Origin of the sequence: Streptomyces sp. NRRL S-244 (assembly GCF_000717915.1) — a bacterium.
Lineage (GTDB): Bacteria > Actinomycetota > Actinomycetes > Streptomycetales > Streptomycetaceae > Streptomyces.
Map to the genome: position 1 here is coordinate 425,510 of NZ_JOCX01000003.1, position 15,840 is coordinate 441,349.

At 72.6% G+C, this 15,840-nt stretch carries 16 protein-coding genes; 5 read left to right on the forward strand and 11 right to left on the reverse strand.

Going from position 1 to position 15,840, the window contains the following annotated elements:
- Positions 1-45: 45 nt before the first annotated feature.
- The 4 genes from IF02_RS0105870 to IF02_RS0105885 all read right to left on the reverse strand — a co-directional run bounded on the left by IF02_RS0105870 (position 46) and on the right by IF02_RS0105885 (position 5,963).
- A complete protein-coding gene (locus IF02_RS0105870) occupies positions 46-2,070 on the reverse strand; it encodes a family 43 glycosylhydrolase (RefSeq protein ID WP_030154181.1) in 2,025 nt (674 codons plus the stop codon).
- 14 nt (positions 2,071-2,084) lie between these two features.
- Positions 2,085-3,581 carry a hypothetical protein gene (locus IF02_RS0105875; protein WP_234318101.1) on the reverse strand — a complete coding sequence of 499 codons (1,497 nt, stop codon included), beginning with the start codon at positions 3,579-3,581 and terminating at the stop codon, positions 2,085-2,087.
- A gap of 46 nt (positions 3,582-3,627) precedes the next feature.
- On the reverse strand, positions 3,628-5,145 hold the full coding sequence (locus IF02_RS0105880; protein WP_030154183.1) for a peptidoglycan DD-metalloendopeptidase family protein: 1,518 nt from the start codon (positions 5,143-5,145) through the stop codon (positions 3,628-3,630).
- Between the two features lie 155 nt (positions 5,146-5,300).
- Positions 5,301-5,963, reverse strand: a complete 663-nt coding sequence (locus IF02_RS0105885; protein ID WP_030154184.1) for a TetR/AcrR family transcriptional regulator — start codon at positions 5,961-5,963, stop codon at positions 5,301-5,303.
- A gap of 187 nt (positions 5,964-6,150) precedes the next feature.
- On the opposite strand from IF02_RS0105885, the gene IF02_RS0105890 reads away from it, so the two are divergent.
- Positions 6,151-7,185, forward strand: a complete 1,035-nt coding sequence (locus IF02_RS0105890) for a medium chain dehydrogenase/reductase family protein (protein WP_030154185.1) — start codon at positions 6,151-6,153, stop codon at positions 7,183-7,185.
- Between the two features lie 106 nt (positions 7,186-7,291).
- Complete coding sequence (locus IF02_RS0105895; protein ID WP_030154186.1) at positions 7,292-7,822, forward strand: SRPBCC family protein; 531 nt, start codon at positions 7,292-7,294, stop codon at positions 7,820-7,822.
- Positions 7,823-7,851: 29 nt separating this feature from the next.
- On the opposite strand, the gene IF02_RS0105900 is transcribed toward IF02_RS0105895, so the two are convergent.
- From IF02_RS0105900 to IF02_RS0105910, 3 genes are read right to left on the reverse strand one after another with little or no spacing between them, the layout of a single operon-like run.
- Positions 7,852-8,451 (reverse strand): cysteine hydrolase family protein, encoded by a 600-nt coding sequence (locus IF02_RS0105900; RefSeq protein ID WP_030154187.1) that lies wholly within the window; start codon positions 8,449-8,451, stop codon positions 7,852-7,854.
- A complete protein-coding gene (locus IF02_RS0105905) occupies positions 8,448-9,947 on the reverse strand; it encodes an MFS transporter (RefSeq protein ID WP_051695855.1) in 1,500 nt (499 codons plus the stop codon). The genes IF02_RS0105900 and IF02_RS0105905 overlap by 4 nt, the downstream gene beginning before the upstream one ends.
- The gene (locus IF02_RS0105910) at positions 9,944-10,489 is read right to left on the reverse strand and encodes a MarR family winged helix-turn-helix transcriptional regulator (protein WP_078621897.1); all 546 of its coding nucleotides are present in this window, start codon (positions 10,487-10,489) and stop codon (positions 9,944-9,946) included. Before IF02_RS0105910 ends, IF02_RS0105905 begins: the two co-directional genes overlap by 4 nt.
- A gap of 120 nt (positions 10,490-10,609) precedes the next feature.
- On the opposite strand from IF02_RS0105910, the gene IF02_RS0105915 reads away from it, so the two are divergent.
- Together IF02_RS0105915 and IF02_RS0105920 are read left to right on the forward strand one after the other, a co-directional pair.
- Positions 10,610-11,281, forward strand: coding sequence for a DUF998 domain-containing protein (locus IF02_RS0105915; RefSeq protein WP_030154190.1), 672 nt, complete (start codon positions 10,610-10,612; stop codon positions 11,279-11,281).
- Positions 11,278-11,985: a TetR/AcrR family transcriptional regulator gene (locus IF02_RS0105920; protein ID WP_234318102.1), complete on the forward strand. Its 708-nt coding sequence runs from the start codon at positions 11,278-11,280 to the stop codon at positions 11,983-11,985. The genes IF02_RS0105915 and IF02_RS0105920 overlap by 4 nt, the downstream gene beginning before the upstream one ends.
- Here the strand turns inward: IF02_RS0105920 and IF02_RS0105925 are convergent.
- The 3 genes from IF02_RS0105925 to IF02_RS0105935 all read right to left on the reverse strand — a co-directional run bounded on the left by IF02_RS0105925 (position 11,978) and on the right by IF02_RS0105935 (position 13,949).
- The gene (locus IF02_RS0105925; RefSeq protein WP_078621899.1) at positions 11,978-12,949 is read right to left on the reverse strand and encodes an arylamine N-acetyltransferase family protein; all 972 of its coding nucleotides are present in this window, start codon (positions 12,947-12,949) and stop codon (positions 11,978-11,980) included. The genes IF02_RS0105920 and IF02_RS0105925 overlap by 8 nt on opposite strands.
- Positions 12,950-13,053: 104 nt before the next feature.
- On the reverse strand, positions 13,054-13,452 hold the full coding sequence (locus IF02_RS0105930) for a VOC family protein (RefSeq protein ID WP_030154193.1): 399 nt from the start codon (positions 13,450-13,452) through the stop codon (positions 13,054-13,056).
- 74 nt (positions 13,453-13,526) lie between these two features.
- Positions 13,527-13,949, reverse strand: a complete 423-nt coding sequence (locus IF02_RS0105935; RefSeq protein WP_030154194.1) for a GNAT family N-acetyltransferase — start codon at positions 13,947-13,949, stop codon at positions 13,527-13,529.
- 255 nt (positions 13,950-14,204) lie between these two features.
- On the opposite strand from IF02_RS0105935, the gene IF02_RS35385 reads away from it, so the two are divergent.
- A complete protein-coding gene (locus IF02_RS35385; RefSeq protein ID WP_051695856.1) occupies positions 14,205-15,140 on the forward strand; it encodes a helix-turn-helix domain-containing protein in 936 nt (311 codons plus the stop codon).
- Here the strand turns inward: IF02_RS35385 and IF02_RS0105945 are convergent.
- Positions 15,127-15,687 carry a hypothetical protein gene (locus tag IF02_RS0105945; protein ID WP_030154196.1) on the reverse strand — a complete coding sequence of 187 codons (561 nt, stop codon included), beginning with the start codon at positions 15,685-15,687 and terminating at the stop codon, positions 15,127-15,129. The genes IF02_RS35385 and IF02_RS0105945 overlap by 14 nt on opposite strands.
- Positions 15,688-15,840: the final 153 nt, after the last annotated feature.

The following is a 15,840-nucleotide window of genomic DNA, read 5'->3' on the forward strand; positions in this document are numbered from 1 at the left end:
ACAGGGGGGTACACCGGCCATTTACGGGGCCCCGCGAGCGCGGCCTCAGTACCCCGCGGTGCCTGCCGGGAGCGGCGCGACCAGGCGTTCCCCGAAGGCGTTCCACGCTCCCCAGCCGCCGCTGGGCCGCTCCTGGACGCGGGTACGGATCCGGCCATCGGCGGTGACGGCGAAGACGTGGATGCGGCCGGTGGCGTCGGCCGCGGCCGTGGGGGTGACGGCGAGCGGCACTCCGGGCTCGCCGAATTCCTCGGCCACGGCCCAGGTTCCGCCGGAGTCGGCGTACCAGCGGTGATCGAGCCGGGCCCCGCCGGGCGACAGGGCGAAGGCCTCCAGCCTGCCGTCCGCGCTGGGCGCGAGCGCCGGGGCCGCGGCCGACCAGCCGAACAGGTGCTGCCATTCGCCCCAGCCGCCGCTGGGTACGCTCTGCCGCCGGTGGAACGTGGCCAGGCCGGAGGGGGCGACGGCGGCGACGGTGAGCCTGCCCGTACCGTCCCGTGCCGCGCGCGGCGCGCCGCCGGCCGCCGTACCGAACGCCTGCCATCCCGCGGCCCAGGCTCCGCCCGGGGCCTCCTGCCAGCGGTGGCGGATCGCGGAGCCGCCCGGCGCGAGGGCGAACACCTCCAGCCGCCCGTCCGCGTTGGCGGCGACGGCCGGGGGCGCGCCGACCGGTCCGCCGAACGCCCCGTCCCACGCCTCCCAGACCAGTGAGCCGGGCGACCCTTGCCTGCGCCGCGCGAGGGAGGCGCCGCCGGGGGCCGGAGCGAAGACCTCCAGCCGGCCGTCGGCGCCCCGGGCGACGGCGGGGGCGGCTCCCGCCGGGCCGCCGAACTCCTCCCAGTCGTACCAGCCGCCGTCGGGCCGCTGCACCCGGTGGTGCAGGTTGGCGCCGCCCGGGGCGAGGGAGAAGACCTCCAGCCGGCCGTCGGCGTTCCGGCCGAGCGTGGGGACCGCCCCGGCCGGCCCGCCGAAGGACTCCCACGGCGACCACGCGCCCGGCTCCGGGCCGAGCTGGACGCGCCGCAGCATCGACCGGTCACCGGCATCGAGCGCGAACACGGTCAGCCGGCCGTCCACGTCGAGTCCGGCGACCGGGTTGTCCATGCTCTGCCACGGCGGCGGTGCGTCGTCCCGCCAGAGCAGGGGTGCCACGTAGAGGCCTTGGCGGAACCAGCCCGCGGCGCTCGCGTACCACTCCTGCCCGTCGGAGACCACCTCGACGGCGTGGCCGGGGACATGGCCCGCGTAACCGCCCTGGCCGAAGCGGAACGGGTCCCGGGACGCGAACACGTCCGTACCCTCGTAGCCGCCACGCGGCCCGATGAACAGGTGGTACCAGCCGTCCCGTTCGACCACGCACGGCGACTCGGTGACCGACAGCGTCGCGTCGGTGCTCGCGTCGGTGAAGGCGGTCTCCGGCGCGCTCCAGTGCACCAGGTCGGCGGAGCGGCGTACGGCCACGATGTGGCGGCCGTGCGGGGCGGACAGCTCGGTGTAGTACATCACCCACTCGTCGGCGATCCGCAGCACCATCGGATCGCGTGCCGCGAGCCCCCGGAAGAGGGGGCCGGACGGGACGCGGGTCCAGGTGAAGAGGTCGGTGGACGTCGCGAGGTTGATCGCGGCGCCGCCGCGGCCGCCGGCGGCGTAGAACATCCAGTACGTCCCGCCCGCCTCGACGACGTACGGGGCCCACAGGTGCTCCTCGCCGAAGTAGGACCGGTCGACGGTCAGCGCGTCGGCGTGGGTGGTCCACGGCCCGTACGGATCCGGGGCGGAGGCGTGGGCGAACGCGACCTCGTCCGCGCTGTCCGGGGATTCACCGGGCCGTGCGCTGTCGCCGACGATGCCGAACAGGTGCCACCGCCCGGAGGCCTTGATCAGCGTGTGGTCGTTGAGGTAGCGCGGCCGGCCGGGGACGGACGGATCGTGGACGTGGGTGAACGGCCCGGCGCCGATCCACCGGTGCGGTGGGCCGTCCGCGGCCGCGCTGCCCGTCCCCGGCAGCGCGAGCGCGCCCGCGACGGCGGCCGCACCCCGCAACACGCGCCGTCTGCTGATCGGATGCACAGGTCCCTCCGGGGTCAGTTGACGGCGGGGCCGGAGGTGCCGCTCACCCAAGCCCATTCGGACCATGTGGTGAATCCGGTCTGCCATTTGTGGTGGACGCCGGCGCTGCTGGTCCCGAACACCTCGATGCGGCCGTCGGCGTTGGCGGTGGCGCTGATTTCGGTACCTCCACCGCCGAACTCGGCCCACTGTTCGTACGGGGCGTTGACCCCGCTCTGCCAGATGTGCTGGGCGGTGGTCGCGTTGATGGCGAAGACCTCGACGCGGCCGTCCGGGGACCGTTCACTGGTGAGCTGGGCGTCGGCCGGGCCCCCCGTGGGCTCCCAGCCGGACCAGCCCGACGCACCGGTCTGGTATTTGTGGAAGACGCCGACCGGTCCGGAGGCGAAGACCTCCAGGCGGCCGTCCTGGTTGTGGTCCACGGTCAGGTCGCGACCGCCGCCGCCGAAGTCCTCCCAGGCCGACCAGCCGCCGCTGACCGCCGTCTGGTAGAGGTGCTGGAAGGTGTCGCCGTTCAGGGCGAAGACCTCCAGACGCCCGTCGAGGGACTTCTCCATCTCGATCCGGCTGTTGGCCGGACCGCCGCCGGCGGGCTCCCATTCGGACCAGCCGCCGTTCGGCGCGCTCTGGTACCTGTGGAACACCCCGACCGGACCGGAGGCGAACACCTCCAGACGCCCGTCGCCGTTCGCGCCGACCGCGATGTCCTTGCCGCCCCCGCCGAAGGACTCCCAGCCGGACCAGCCGCCCGAGGGCTGGAGCTGGTAACGGTGGGAGAAGGTGTTGCCGTTGATGGCGAACAACTCCAGCCGGCCGTCGGCGTTGGGGCCGATCGCCAGCTCCGCACCGCCCGGGCCGCCCAGGGCCTCCCACTCGGACCACGAGCCGTTCACCGTGTTCTGCCAGGCGTGGTGGATGCCGTCGGCCCCGGCCGCGAAGACCTCCAGCCGGCCGTCCGCCGACCGGGCCGACACCACCCGGCCCGACTCCGCCGGATACGTCAGCGGGCCCGGTCCGGGTTCGTGGTGACCGAGCCGGTCGACCGCGGCCCGGGCCTCGTCCATGTGCCGCCAGTGCACGCCCGCGGTATATGTGGACCAGGGCTGCCAGTTCGTACCCCCGGCGGAGATCTTGAAGGCCGCGTTCGCGTTGCACTGGGCGTCGTAGGCGCAGGTGTCGTCGACCTCGGAGTGCCAGTAGTCGTTGATCTGCCACAGGCCGCGGTCCCTGGACGGCGGCTGATTGTTCTGGACGTTGGTCGCCGCCGGGTTGCAGCTGGACTCCGCGAGGGCTACGGCGACGGCGGTCACCAGGCCGTCGCCGCGGAAGCCCGCGTTGTAGCCGGTCTGTGCGCACAGATCGCTCGACGCGGCGGATGCGGGCGTGGCTCCGGCGACCGGTCCCGCCACGCCGAGCAGCACGGCCAGCGCCGGTGCGGCCAGGCGGCGGGCGGTGCGGCTCCGCGGTGACGACGTCGTGCCGGTGGGTAAGGAGCGCTGGGTTCTGGACAACTGCTTCCCCCTTCGGGCGTGCTGGGTGCAGGGCAGTGAGCTCGGGTCAGTTGACCGCGGGGCCCGCGGTGTCGGTCACCCACGCCCATTCGGACCAGGTGGAGAATCCGGTCTGCCATTTGTGGAAGACGCCGGAGCCGCTCGTACCGAACACCTCGAGACGCCCGTCGGCATTGGTGGCGGCGGTGACCTCGGTTCCGCCGCGGCCGAACTCGGCCCACTGGCTGTACGGGGCGTTGAGCCCGGTCTGCCATGTCTGCATGGCCACGGTGTTGTTGATGGCGAAGACCTCGACCCGGCCGTCGGCGGTGCGTTCGCTCGTCAGCTGTGCGTCGGCGGGTCCGCCGGAGGGCTCCCATTCGGACCAACTGGACGCACTGGTCTGATACTTGTGGAAGACGCCCACGGGACCCGAGGCGAAGACCTCCAGCCGCCCGTCGGCGTTGTGGTCGACGGTCAGATCGCGTCCGCCACCGCCGAAGTTGTCCCAGGAGGACCAACCGCCGTTGACCGCGGTCTGGTACTGGTGCTGGAAGGTGTCGCCGTTGATCGCGAACACCTCCAGCCGCCCGTCCGGGGACTTCTCCATCTCGATCCGGCCCTGCGCCGGCCCGCCGCCGGTGGGCTCCCACTCGGACCAGCCTCCACTGGGCGCGTTCTGGTACCGGTGGAAGATCCCCGCCGGACCCGAGGCGAACACCTCGATCCGGCCGTCGGCATTGGTGCCGGCGGCGATGTCGCGTCCGCCACCGCCGAAGCCTTCCCAGCCCGACCATCCCGCGGAGGGCGCGGTCTGGTAGCGGTGCTGGAAGGTGTTGCCGTTGATGGCGAGCAGTTCGAGCCGGCCGTCCGCGTTGGGGGCGATGGCCAGTTCGGCGTTGCCGGGGCCGCCGAGGGCTTCCCAGGCGGACCAGCCGCCGTTGGCGGTGGTCTGCCAGGCGTGGTGCACGCCGTCGGCCCCCGCCGCGAACACCTCCAGCCGGCCGTCCGCCGACCGGGCCGACACCACCCGGCCCGACTCCACCGGATGCACCACGGGAGCAGGCCCGGGTCCGGGACCCTGGCCCGGCATGCAGGGGAAGGTCACCCCGCGTTCCGCGAGGTACGGCTCGGGGTCGGTGCGGACGCTCGCGTTCGGGTCGCCCCAGATCCGCAGGTGGAGGTGGGGCCCCTCGGACTGGCCTTCGCTGCCCACGAGCGCGATCTGCTGCCCGGCCGTGACGTGGTCGCCGGTGGCGACGTCCCGCCGCTGCATGTGCCCGTACTCGGATATCGTCCCGTCGCCGTGCAGGATGCGGATCCACTGGCCGTAGCCGTCTGCGGGACCCGAGTTGATCACCTTGCCGTCGCCCACGGCGTAGATCGGGGTGCCGTAGTCGCTCGCGATGTCTATGCCGTTGTGCTCTTGGCTGTAGTGCTGGATTATCCAACCGGAATTCGGGCACGAGGCGGCGAAGCCGGCGGCCCGGGCAGCCGCGGTGGACGGGGCCACCAGCGGCGGCAGTACGGCGGCTGTCGCCGCCAGGACCAGCCCCAACGCGCGTCGCGAAAGACCGAGAACCACGTGACGTTCCTCCCCCTGGTCGTCAAGCCGGGACGTACGGGAACGTAGCAACGGCCCGGGACCAGGGGATCCGGAACATTCCGGAATGACACGCGAGCGCGGCTCGGGTAGGGCTGGACGCCCCTGCTTGCGCTCAGCCGGCGGTCAGCCGGCGGTCAGCCGGCGGTCAGGGCCTCCACCTCGGCCGCGTAGAGCCGGGCGGGGTCCAGGCCCATGCCCGTGAAGTGGCCCGCCAGTTCGAGGGACAGCACGCCGTGCAGACGGCTCCAGAAGGCCAGCGCCAGGCGCAGGGCGGACGGCGGGGCGTCGGGGTGGCTGCCGGCCCAGTCCCGGTGGCCGGCCAGGTGCTCCTCGAAGCCCCCCTCCCCCTCCCCCTGTTCGGCGGCCACACAGGCGTCGAGCAGGACGGACATCATCTCGGCGGTGATCGCGGTGGTGTCCTGCGGCGCGTGGTAGCCGGGTACCGGGGTGCCGTAGACGAGGAAATAGCGGTGCGGGTCCTCCAGGGCCCAGCGGCGCAGCACCTTCGCCAGTGCGGCGAGGCCGGGCCGGCCCCCTCCCGCGTCGCCGGCGGCGGCGAAGGCGTCGGCGAGGCTGCGGTACGCGTCCCGGATGAGCTCGGTGATCAGCTCGTCGCGATTGGCGAAGTACCGGTACAGCGCCGGTCCGCTCATCCCCATCTGTTTGGCGATGGCGTTGAGGGACAGCGCGGAGGCGCCGGAGCCGGCGATCTGCTGCCAGGCCTTCTCCTTGACCTCCTCGCGCACCTGCTGCCGGTACCGCTCGCGAGGGGTCTCCGTACGTCCGGTCGTGCCCATGCCCGCCACCTCTCTTCGCCCGCCACATCCGTATCGAGTTAGAAGCTATCACTAACGGCAAGTCCCCTCACGATCGGACGAACGATTCGCTTGACATCCTCGATATGCCCGCTCATTCTAGTTACAGCTTCTAACAAACACGAGAAGCCGAAACAACAGCCGAGGCAACGAGCCCCTTCTGGAGGTCATGGTGAACACCGTCGAGCGCGTGGAGATCGTTCTGCCGGGCAAGGTCGAGCCCGAGGGCCTGGAGCTGCACCGGGGCCCGGTCCCGGCGCCCGCGGCCGGACAGGTGGTGGTCGCGATGGAGGCGACGGGAGTCTCCTTCGCCGAGCAGCAGATGCGCCGCGGCCGCTACTACGACCAGCCCCCGTTCCCCTTCGTCCCCGGATACGACCTGGTCGGGACGGTGCAGGCGGTGGGTGAAGGCGTCGGCTCCGGCCTCCTCGGCCGGCGGGTGGCCGCCCTGACGAAGACCGGAGGCTGGGCGAGCCACATCGCGCTCGACGCCGCCGACGTGGTGGAGGTCCCCGACGGAGTCGGCGCGGTGGACGCCGAGACGGCGGTCGTCAACGGCATCACCGCCTGGCAGATGCTCCACCGCAAGGCCCGGGTGCGCGCCGGCCAGACCGTCCTGGTCCACGGCGCGAACGGCGGCGTCGGATCGGTCCTCGTCCAGCTGGCGCTCGCCGCGGGGGTCAGCGTGATCGGCACCGCCTCCACCCGCCACCACGACGGACTGCGCGCACTCGGGGTGATCCCCATCGACTACCGCTCCGGCAACGTCTCCGCACGGGTACGGTCGCTCGCGCCCGGCGGGGTGGACGCGGTCTTCGACCACGTCGGCGGCGAGGGCATCGTCGATTCCTGGCGGCTGCTGGCCCCCGGCGGCACCCTCGTCTCGTACGGCACCGCCGCCACCCGCGACGACCAGGGCTCCGGCTCGTGGCCGGTGCTCAAGCTGCTGGGCCGGGTGTGGGTGTGGAACGCGCTGCCCAACGGCCGCCGCGCGTACTTCTTCAACGTGTGGGCCGGGCGCGCCTACGCCAAGAACCGCTTCCGGGCACGGCTGCGCTCCGACCTGACCCAGGTGTTCACGGCCCTGCAGCGCGGCGAGATCACGGCCAAGGTCGCCGCCGAGATCCCGCTGACCCGCGCCGCCGAGGCGATGCGCCTGGCCGAGTCGGGCACGGTCGCCGGAAAGGTGGTCCTGGTCCCCTGATCCGGCGACCGGTGCGGCAACCCGCCGCGCACCGCACCATCCCCCACCGCACGCCCACGCCCACGCCCACGCCCACGCCTTCGCCTACGCCTCCAGGAGACCCGTCATGCTGACCGCCCTGCTCGCCAAGACCGCAGCCCTGCCCGTCGCTCTCACGATCGGCATCTCCGGTACCGCCCGGCACCACCCCGTGGAGATCGACCGCGACGCCCCGGTCATCACGCGCGACGACATCGTCATCCACGCACCGCTGGAGCGGATCTGGAAGATCCAGACCGACGTCGAGGGCTGGCCGGCCTGGCAGCCCGAGGTCATCGAGGCGACCAAGCGCACGCCCGGCCCGCTGCGGCCCGGGTCCGTGTTCCGCTGGTCCGTCCACGGCCTCGCCGACATCGACTCCACCGTCAAGCAGGTCGTGCCGCAGCGCCGTATCGCCTGGGGCGGACCGGCGCAGGGGATCACCGCGGTCCACGTGTGGACCTTCACGCCGTGCAAGGACGGGGTGCGCGTCCACACGGAGGAGTCCTGGTCCGGCGCCCCGGTCGAAGCCAACGCGCCCGCCCTCCAGCAGGCCCTCGACACCTCGCTCGACACCTGGCTGCACCGCCTGAAGGCCGAGGCCGAGAGCCGGTCCTGAGAGGGGTGCCCCCCGGCCCGGCCGGGGTGTCAGCCGGCGGACGGCAGCAGCGCGCGCAGCCCGACGGTGTCGATGACATGGGCCCGGGCCGGGAACACCCTGTCGAGCAGCACCCGATGGGCCTCGGGGTCGCGGTCGGCGACCCCGTCGGACAGGACGTAGACGCGGTAGTCGCGGTCCACGGCGTCGACGAGCGTGGACAGGACGACGCCGCTGGTGCTGATCCCGGCGAGGACCAGCGTGTCGATACCGCGGTCGCCCAGCTGCCGGTGGAGGTCGGTGGTGGAGCCCGCGCCGATGCGAACCTTTCGTACGACGATGTCGCCGTCCTCGGGGGCGATCCGCTCGTCGATCCGGGTGGCAACGTCCTCGTGGTGCAACAGCTTCGCCGCGGCGATCGGGCTGAAGGTCTTGTTGGCCTCCGGAACCGCCGCCCAGTCCTCCTCCGTGAAGGCCACGCGGACGTAGCCGATGGTGCCGCCGGCGGCACGGACGCCGGCGATGGCGTCCTTGACCCGCTCGACGAGCGTGTCGGGCTCGGGTGTGCTCGCGACGATCCCGTTCTGGAAGTCCATGACGAGCAGGGCGGTCCGCTCGGGGACGAGGGTCGGGAGGGTGATGGCGTTCACGCGGGGGTCTCCTTGGCGTCAGGGGTACGGGAGATACGGGCCGGGCGGCTCGTCCCGCGGGCCGTCAGCCGGCGGTCGAACACGGCGAGCAGCAGGGCCGCGAGGCCCGCGACGACCAGCACGAGGCCGAGGACGTGCAGGCCGTGGTCGCTCGCCCCGCCGCGGAAGACGAGGCTGCCGATCACGGCGGAGGCTATGGATCCGAGGTATCCGCAGGTCCGGAGCAGCCCGGAGGCGGTGCCGATCTGGTCGGGCGGCGCCGCGAGGTAGAGGGCGGTCTGGTTCCCGACCGTGGTGGTGGCGGTCGTGATGCCGAAGACCAGGGTGACGAGCACGATGGCGATCGCAGGGCTGTGGGAGGTCAGCAGCATGATGCCGACCGAGCCGAGCAGCATGGTCAGCGCCGAGGCGATCACCGGTCCGCGCACCAGGTTGCGGCGGGCGAGCGGGCGGGCGAACAGCGCGGACACGGCCCCCATCGGCAGCAGCAGGAGTCCGGCCTCCAGGGTGGACAGCCCGTGTGCGGCCTCCATCCACTGGGTCATTCCGTACATCACGGAGTAGACGCCGAGCAGGATGAGTGCCTGCCGCAGGTACGTACGGGCGAGGGCGCCGTTGGCGGCGAGGCCTCGGAAGTCGAAGAACGGCGACGCTTTCCGCAACTCCCATATGACGGTGGGTACGGCGACCAGTACGAAGGCGGCGAGCGCGGCCCACCGGACCTGCGGAAGGCCCGTCAGGAAGACGACGAGCGCGCTCGTCGACGCGGCGAAGCCGAGGATGCCGGGCAGGTCGATCCGGCCGGCGAGCTCACGGAAACGGTTCTGCCCGCCGCCGAGTGCAGGATCCGCGGGATTCGCAGGATTCGCGGGCAGCACGGGATCCTGGGGAAGCCAACGCACGGCCACCGTCATCGCGATCACGGTGACCGGGATGTTGATCAGGAAGGCCCAGCGCCAGCCCGCGGTGCCGACCAGAAGGCCGCCGATCGGCGGTCCGACGGCGGCGGTGGCCATGCCCGCGATCGCGAGGCCGCCGAGCACCGCGCCCGGCGGGGCGCCGAGGCCCGCCTCGTCGGCACGGCGCCGGATCAGCACCATGGCACAGGGAAAGGCGGCCGAGGTGCCGATGCCGACCAGGACGCGGGCGACGGTCAGCATCGCGAGGTTCCGGCCGAAGCCGCCGACCAAGCCGCCGAACAGCACGAGCACGATGCCCGCGAGGAAGATCCGGCGCGCGCCGATGACCTCCGCCAGCTTGCCCGCGGTGGGCTGGGCGACGGCGCTGGCCAGGTAGAGCGAGGTGATCAGCACGGCGGTGCTGCCCACCGGGACGTGCAGCTCGGCGGCGATCGGCACCAGGGCGGTCGCGATGATGGAGCTGTTGACGGCGTTGAGACTGGAGCCCACGTAGAGCGGGGCCGTGAACGTCCACGCGAACGGCTTGCGGGCGAGGCCGGATGCCGTCGCGGTGGCCCGGCGGGTGCCGGTCCTCATGCGCTGCCGTCGCTCGGGTCGGCCGGTTCGGCCGGGGCGGCCGGTTCGGCCGGGGCGGCCGGTTCGGCCGGGGCGGCCGGGCCGCCGGTCAGGTCGGCCGCGGCCAGTCGCTCCAGCAGCTCGACGGCCTTCTCCACGTCCTCCAGCCGGTCCGGTGGGACGAGCCGGTCGATGGCACGGGCCAGATAGGCCGCGCGCCCCGCGAGCAGCTTGTCGATCAGCTCGGTGGCGGCGGGATCGGCGCTCATCAGCTTCCGGCGGCCGTCCTGCGGGTCCGGCTCGCCGTGGATCAGGCCTGCGGCCTTGAGGACCGCCAGGCTCTGCGCGATGGACTGCGGACTGACGTGCTCCAGCGAAGCGAGCCGGGCCGCGGTGACCGGGCCCTCCCGTACGACGCTCGCCAGGACGGTGAGCTGCGTGACGGTCAGGCCGGTCGCGTCCTGCCCCGATTCCGCGCGCAGGCGGGCGCGCAGCCGCTTGATCGCATCGTTGAGGCGCTGCGCGGTCGCAGCGGACGCCCGCGGCCCGGGGTTCGTGGTCATGCCTCCACCGTAAAACTCCACAAGCAACTTTGCCAAGTTACTTGTCGAATTCAGTAAGTGGATCGAATTATCCACTTACTGCTACGGTGGAGGCTCGCTCGTCGACGAAGAGGAGTCCCGATGCCGCGCAGGGTTTGGCTGCCACTGGCAGCGGTCGTCCTGATCGTGAACGCGGCGCAGTGGGTGATCGCCGAAGCGATCGCCGCGACGTCCTGGACCGATCCGACGTACAGCTATGCGACGAACTACATCAGCGATCTCGGCGTGCCCGACTGCGGCGCCTGGTTCCAGGGGCGCGAGATCTGTTCTCCGGCGCATCAGCTGATGAACGCGTCGTTCGCGATCCAGGGGATCCTGTTCGCGACGGCGGTGGTGCTGCTGGCCCGCCTGGTCGAGGGCCGCGCCCGGCGCGTCGTCCTCGCCCTCGCGATCGCGCACGGCGGGGCGTTCGTCCTGGTCGGCCTGTTCCACGGCTCGGCGGATGCCCCGGACCACACCCTGGCCATCCACGTCGTCGCGGCGGCGGCCGGCATCCTGTGCGCGAACACGGTCGCCATCCTGGCGGGCTCACTGCGGAGCCTCGAACTGCCGACCGCGTACCGCGTCTTCAGCATCGCGGTCGGCGTACTGGGCCTGCTGAGCGAGGTCTTGGTCGGCATGTCCGCACGTACGGCGGGGGTGTTCGAGCGCGGTGGCGTCTACTCGTGGCTGCTGTGGAGCGCCGTGACGGGCGCACTGCTCCTGGCCAGGTACGTACGCACCCCGGCCGTGATGAAGAATGTCCCGGTGTGACCCGGGAAACGCAACGCCCGCTGCGCGCGGACGCGGAACGAAATCGCCAGCTCATCATGGAGACGGCGGACCGCATGTTCGCGCGGCGAGGAGCCGCCGTCACCCTCAACGAGATCGCCCGCGAGGCGGGCATCGGGGTCGGCACGGTCTACCGGCGCTTCCCCGATCTGCAGGCGCTGATCGACGCCCTGTTCACCGAGCGCTTCACCACTTTCCTGGACCTCGCGGCAGCGGCCGAAGGGCAGTCGGACCCGGGGCAGGCACTGCGCCACTACCTGCTGGAGGCGGCGGAGTGGCGGGCCCGGGACCGCGCGCTGGAGGTCATCCTCGCCCACGCGAGCATCGAGGCGGGGCCGATCGCCCGGATGCGCGACGACCTCGGCGTCCACGTGGAAGGCCTGGTGGAACGGGCCGTGGCGGCGGGCGCGGTCCGCGAGGACTTCGCCGGCGCCGACGTGTACGCCTTCCTCTACATGATCGGCGCCGTCGCCGACCGAACCCACGGCATCGACCCCGAAGCGTGGCGCCGCTACGCCGAGGCCCTGCTGATCGGCTTCGGCCTGGACCGGGCACCGGCAGCCCACACCTCGGCGATGACCGACGCCCAGATCCGCCGCACCTGGCCCGAACCCGCCGCGCACCAGGGACGGCGGCCCGGCCGGGACCCCGAGGGGCCGGCCGGGCGCGCCCCGGGGCTCAGCTGACCGGCGCCGTCCTGCGGCGTCCGGCGCGGTGCGGCCGCGGCTGCTGGAGGGGCAGCGTCGACGGTTGCACGGTCGTCGGGTACATCGCGACGGCCTGACGGGCCACGTACACGCGGGCGATGAGCTCGTCGCGGTCGGTCTCCGGCACCTCCATGCCGAACAGGTCGCGCAGGAGGCCCGGGATCTCCTCCGGGGTGTAGGTCTGCGCGGTGGCCGTGCCGTCGGGCCGGGTCCGGGTGAGGACGCTGCCGTCGAGGAAGACGTGCTCCCGCTCGTGCATCTGCTGGACGAGGAGCCGGCCCGCGAACGGCGAACGGGCGTGCGTGGACAGGAAGTGGTTGGCCACCATCCAGTCCTGCGGATAGCGCTGGTCGAGGGTGAAGGCGTGCAGGTCGTACCAGCCGTCGGCGCCCCGCGTCCGCATCGCGTACAGCCGGTCGCCGGTCTCGGTGGTCGAGCCCTCCAGCCGGAAGCCCCAGCCGCTGAACGAGGTCTCGGCGCCGTCCGCGAGCTCGATGGGCTCGATGGGGTTGCGGCCGAAACCGGGGTCGCACACCCACACCTTGCCGGTCTCGGGGGTCTCGGCCGTCTCCACGCGCAGCATCGCGTGCGTGGCCGCACGGACCACCCCCTCGGAACCGATGCGGACCCGCGAGGCGAGACCGGTCACCCGGAAGCCGACGCGTTCCAGCACCGCCGCGAGCAGCACGGTGTGCTCGTAGCAGTAGCCGCCGCGGCGTCCGTGGACCAACTTGTCCTGAAGGTCCTGCAGTTCGAGGGAGATCGGCCGGCCGAGCACGATCTCGACGGTCTCGAAGGGTATCGAGGTGATGTGCGCACGCGTCAGCGCCCGCAGAACGTCGAGGGTGGGCGCGAGCTCTCCGTCATAGCCGGTACGCCGGAGGTACGCATCCAGGTCGAGGCTGCCGCCCTGCCAGGCCGTGGCATCGTCGTTCGTCGTCATGGCAGACATGGTGCATAGAAAACCGGTCATGGCCGGAGAGCCCGGGTAAGAGAAAGTCACGTCCGCGGGATCCCCGGGAAACCCGGGAATCCCGCGCGGCCGTGTCAGGGCCAGGTACGGGAGCAGAGCACCAGCCGGTAGCCGTCCGGGTCGGCGACGGTGACTCCGTGCTCGTCCCAGTAGGGGTTGTGCGCGGTGACGCGCGTGCCGCCGTGCTCGACGAGCCGCTGGACGAGCTCCTCGTCGGGCGCGGCGCCCAGGTAGACGACGAACAGGTCGTCCACGGTGGGGACGGGCACGATCGGGTTGTCGGGGTCGTGGGTGAGCTCGAAGTGCCATCCGCCGGCGGCCGGTCCGACCATGAGCAGATCGTGCGCGCCTGGCGTGCGTTCGGCACTGCGCCACTGCACTTCCAGGCCGAGCCCTTCGACGTAGAACCGCTCGGCGGCCTTCAGGTCGAGGGAGGGGCGGGCGACGCGGACATGGGTACGTGAATCGATCATGGGGCAGAGGGTACGGGCGCACCTGGGCCCGGGCCAGAGGGCCCGGGCAGGGTGTGGCAGGTCGGGGGGCGCGGTCAGCGCAGGTTCATGGAGACGTGATGGGCGTCGATCCGGAAGCCGTTGCGCAGGTAGGTCCGGTGGGCGGCGTGGCGCTGGTGGCCCGTGTCGAGGTGGAACTCCTCGCATCCCTCGTCCGTTGCGACGGCCTTCAGGGCGGTGAGCATCAGGCTGCCGAGGCCCCGGCCGCGGACGGCCTCGTCGGCGACGAGGTCGTCGAGGTACAGGATGCGGCCCGAGATCATCGTGTGCATGATGCGGAAGCCCGCGACGACGCACACCTCGCCGTCCTCCTCCAGGTAGACGATGCGGTAGCCCTCCGCGGTCTGCGTCCGCCAGCGCTCGGCGAACCCGTCCTCGTCCAAGTGGGGCCGCAGCTGCGAGAAGACGGGCCAGCAGCGGCGTACGGCACTCTCGTCCTCGGCAAAGATCACATCCATGGCTGAAGGGTCGCACGCCGCCGCCGGCTCCCCGCCACCACGGACCCGATCCGACCCCGTAGCCGTCAAGTCCCGTGTGCGGCCGGGAATATACGGGCGCCCCGCGTCGTGTTCCGGCCCTTCCGGGGGCGCGGCGCATGGAGCGGCGGGTGGCGGGGCACCGATGCCCGCGTGCACCTTGCAGACGGGGCACACCGCCGGCCGGCGGACTGACCGGGCCCCGCCGAACGGCCCCGGGGCCGAAGGAGGCGTCACATGCCGTCCGGCTCACCTCCCCCGTCCCGGGCCGTCGCCAGGGACGCCTGCCCGCACGGCACGTGGGAAGTGGTGCGCAGCCTGCCTCATCCGGGGCTCCGGCCGGGTGTGCGCGGGTACCGGGGCTACCGCATGGATCTCGGGTACGGGCGCCGGCGGCTGGAGGTGCCGGACGCCTGTGTCTCGCTGGTCTTCAACCTCGCCGACCCGGTGTGGGTGACGCTCGGCACGCAGCGCGACGCGACCGCCCGCCCGTACACCGCGCTGCTCTCCGGCCTCCAGACCCGGCCCACGCTCGGTGAACACGCGGGCCGGGTGGAGGGCGTGGAGGTGCTCCTCGCGCCGTGGGCGGCGTTCGGGCTCCTCGGTCAGCCCATGAGCGACCTGGCCGACCGGATGGCCGAGCCGGGTGAACTCCTCGGCCGGCGGGCCGATCTGCTGGCCGAGGCCCTGTACGACGCGGTCGGGTGGGAGCCGCGGTTCGCCTTGCTCGACGACACGCTCCGCACCTGGACCGAGGCGACCGGTGCGTGTGCCGCCGAGCCGCTGCGCCGTGCGTGGGGGGAGTTGGTCCGCAGCGGTGGCAGCCTCCCGGTCGGAGAACTGGCGGTACGCACCGGCCGCGGCACGCGGCGGCTGGAGTACCTCTTCCGGGAGCAGATCGGTCTGACGCCGAAGACCGCGGCGCGCGTGCTGCGCTTCCAGCGCGCCCTGTGGCTGGTCAACCACGGCGGCCGTCCGCTCGCCGACGTGGCCGCGGCCTGCGGGTTCAGCGACCAGGCCCACATGAACCGGGAGTTCAAGGCGATGAGCGGGCGCTCGCCGCGGCGGTTCCGGTCGGAGCGCGGCGCCGACCTGCCCGGCCCGGCCGGGGTCGACCGGGTGACCGGGCAGGTGACCAGCATCGTGCTGCCCGGCCGGGTCAGTCGATCTTGATGGAGCTGACCCGGTTGTCCCAGCCGCTGCGCATCGAGTTCTCGATGTGGTTGGGGCCGGTGTTGCCCGGGTACCAGTACCCGCCGCCGCCCGCGTTCTCCGCGAGGTGCGCCGTGCAGGCGCCGGTCCAGTAGGAGGACGTGGAGTTGTCGAAGCTGTACGCGGAGAGGTTCTGCCAGTACCCGCGGTCGTAGAACTTCAGGTCGCGGCCCCCCTTGTCCGTGTACTGGTACAGGTCCAGCGGGGTGGAGCAGGCGGCGAGGACCTGCCGCGTGGTGGCGGTGGCGCGCAACTGCCCGGCCCGCGCCTCCTGTTCGGCGGCCGTACGGAAGCACTCCACCGCCCCGCGGCCCTGCCACACCATGCAGACCCTGGCCTCGCCCCAGTCGCCGGACAGGTCCAGGGTCCGTCCCTCGAACGAGGCGTGGCGGGCCGTGGCGTCGGCGACGGGGGCGGTGGCCGCTCCGGCGGGTGTGCCGAGGAGCGCGGAAGCCGCGAGCGTTCCTGCCGCGACGACGCCGAACGTCGCCTTGCGCGTGTCGAACACGGGATGCGTCCCTTCACGAGGTACCGCCCGGCGGCTGCCGGGACGCCCCCATCCTGGAACCGCCTCCGCGCCCGCTTCTTGAACAAACGCGCACCCGCACTCTCCCGAACCCGCGACGGGTGTCCGTCGGGAACGGGACGCGGCCCCGCGACG

What these genes read in the sequence shown, in the direction of transcription:
- IF02_RS0105885 (WP_030154184.1), bottom strand. Translation starts at nt 5,963, where the DNA reads ATGGGCACGACCGGACGTACGGAGACCCCTCGCGAGCGGTACCGGCAG.
- IF02_RS0105890 (WP_030154185.1), top strand. Translation starts at nt 6,151, where the DNA reads ATGGTGAACACCGTCGAGCGCGTGGAGATCGTTCTGCCGGGCAAGGTC.
- IF02_RS0105895 (WP_030154186.1), top strand. Translation starts at nt 7,292, where the DNA reads ATGCTGACCGCCCTGCTCGCCAAGACCGCAGCCCTGCCCGTCGCTCTC.
- IF02_RS0105905 (WP_051695855.1), bottom strand. Translation starts at nt 9,947, where the DNA reads ATGAGGACCGGCACCCGCCGGGCCACCGCGACGGCATCCGGCCTCGCC.
- IF02_RS0105910 (WP_078621897.1), bottom strand. Translation starts at nt 10,489, where the DNA reads ATGACCACGAACCCCGGGCCGCGGGCGTCCGCTGCGACCGCGCAGCGC.
- IF02_RS0105915 (WP_030154190.1), top strand. Translation starts at nt 10,610, where the DNA reads ATGCCGCGCAGGGTTTGGCTGCCACTGGCAGCGGTCGTCCTGATCGTG.
- IF02_RS0105925 (WP_078621899.1), bottom strand. Translation starts at nt 12,949, where the DNA reads ATGACGACGAACGACGATGCCACGGCCTGGCAGGGCGGCAGCCTCGAC.
- IF02_RS0105930 (WP_030154193.1), bottom strand. Translation starts at nt 13,452, where the DNA reads ATGATCGATTCACGTACCCATGTCCGCGTCGCCCGCCCCTCCCTCGAC.
- IF02_RS0105935 (WP_030154194.1), bottom strand. Translation starts at nt 13,949, where the DNA reads ATGGATGTGATCTTTGCCGAGGACGAGAGTGCCGTACGCCGCTGCTGG.
- IF02_RS35385 (WP_051695856.1), top strand. Translation starts at nt 14,205, where the DNA reads ATGCCGTCCGGCTCACCTCCCCCGTCCCGGGCCGTCGCCAGGGACGCC.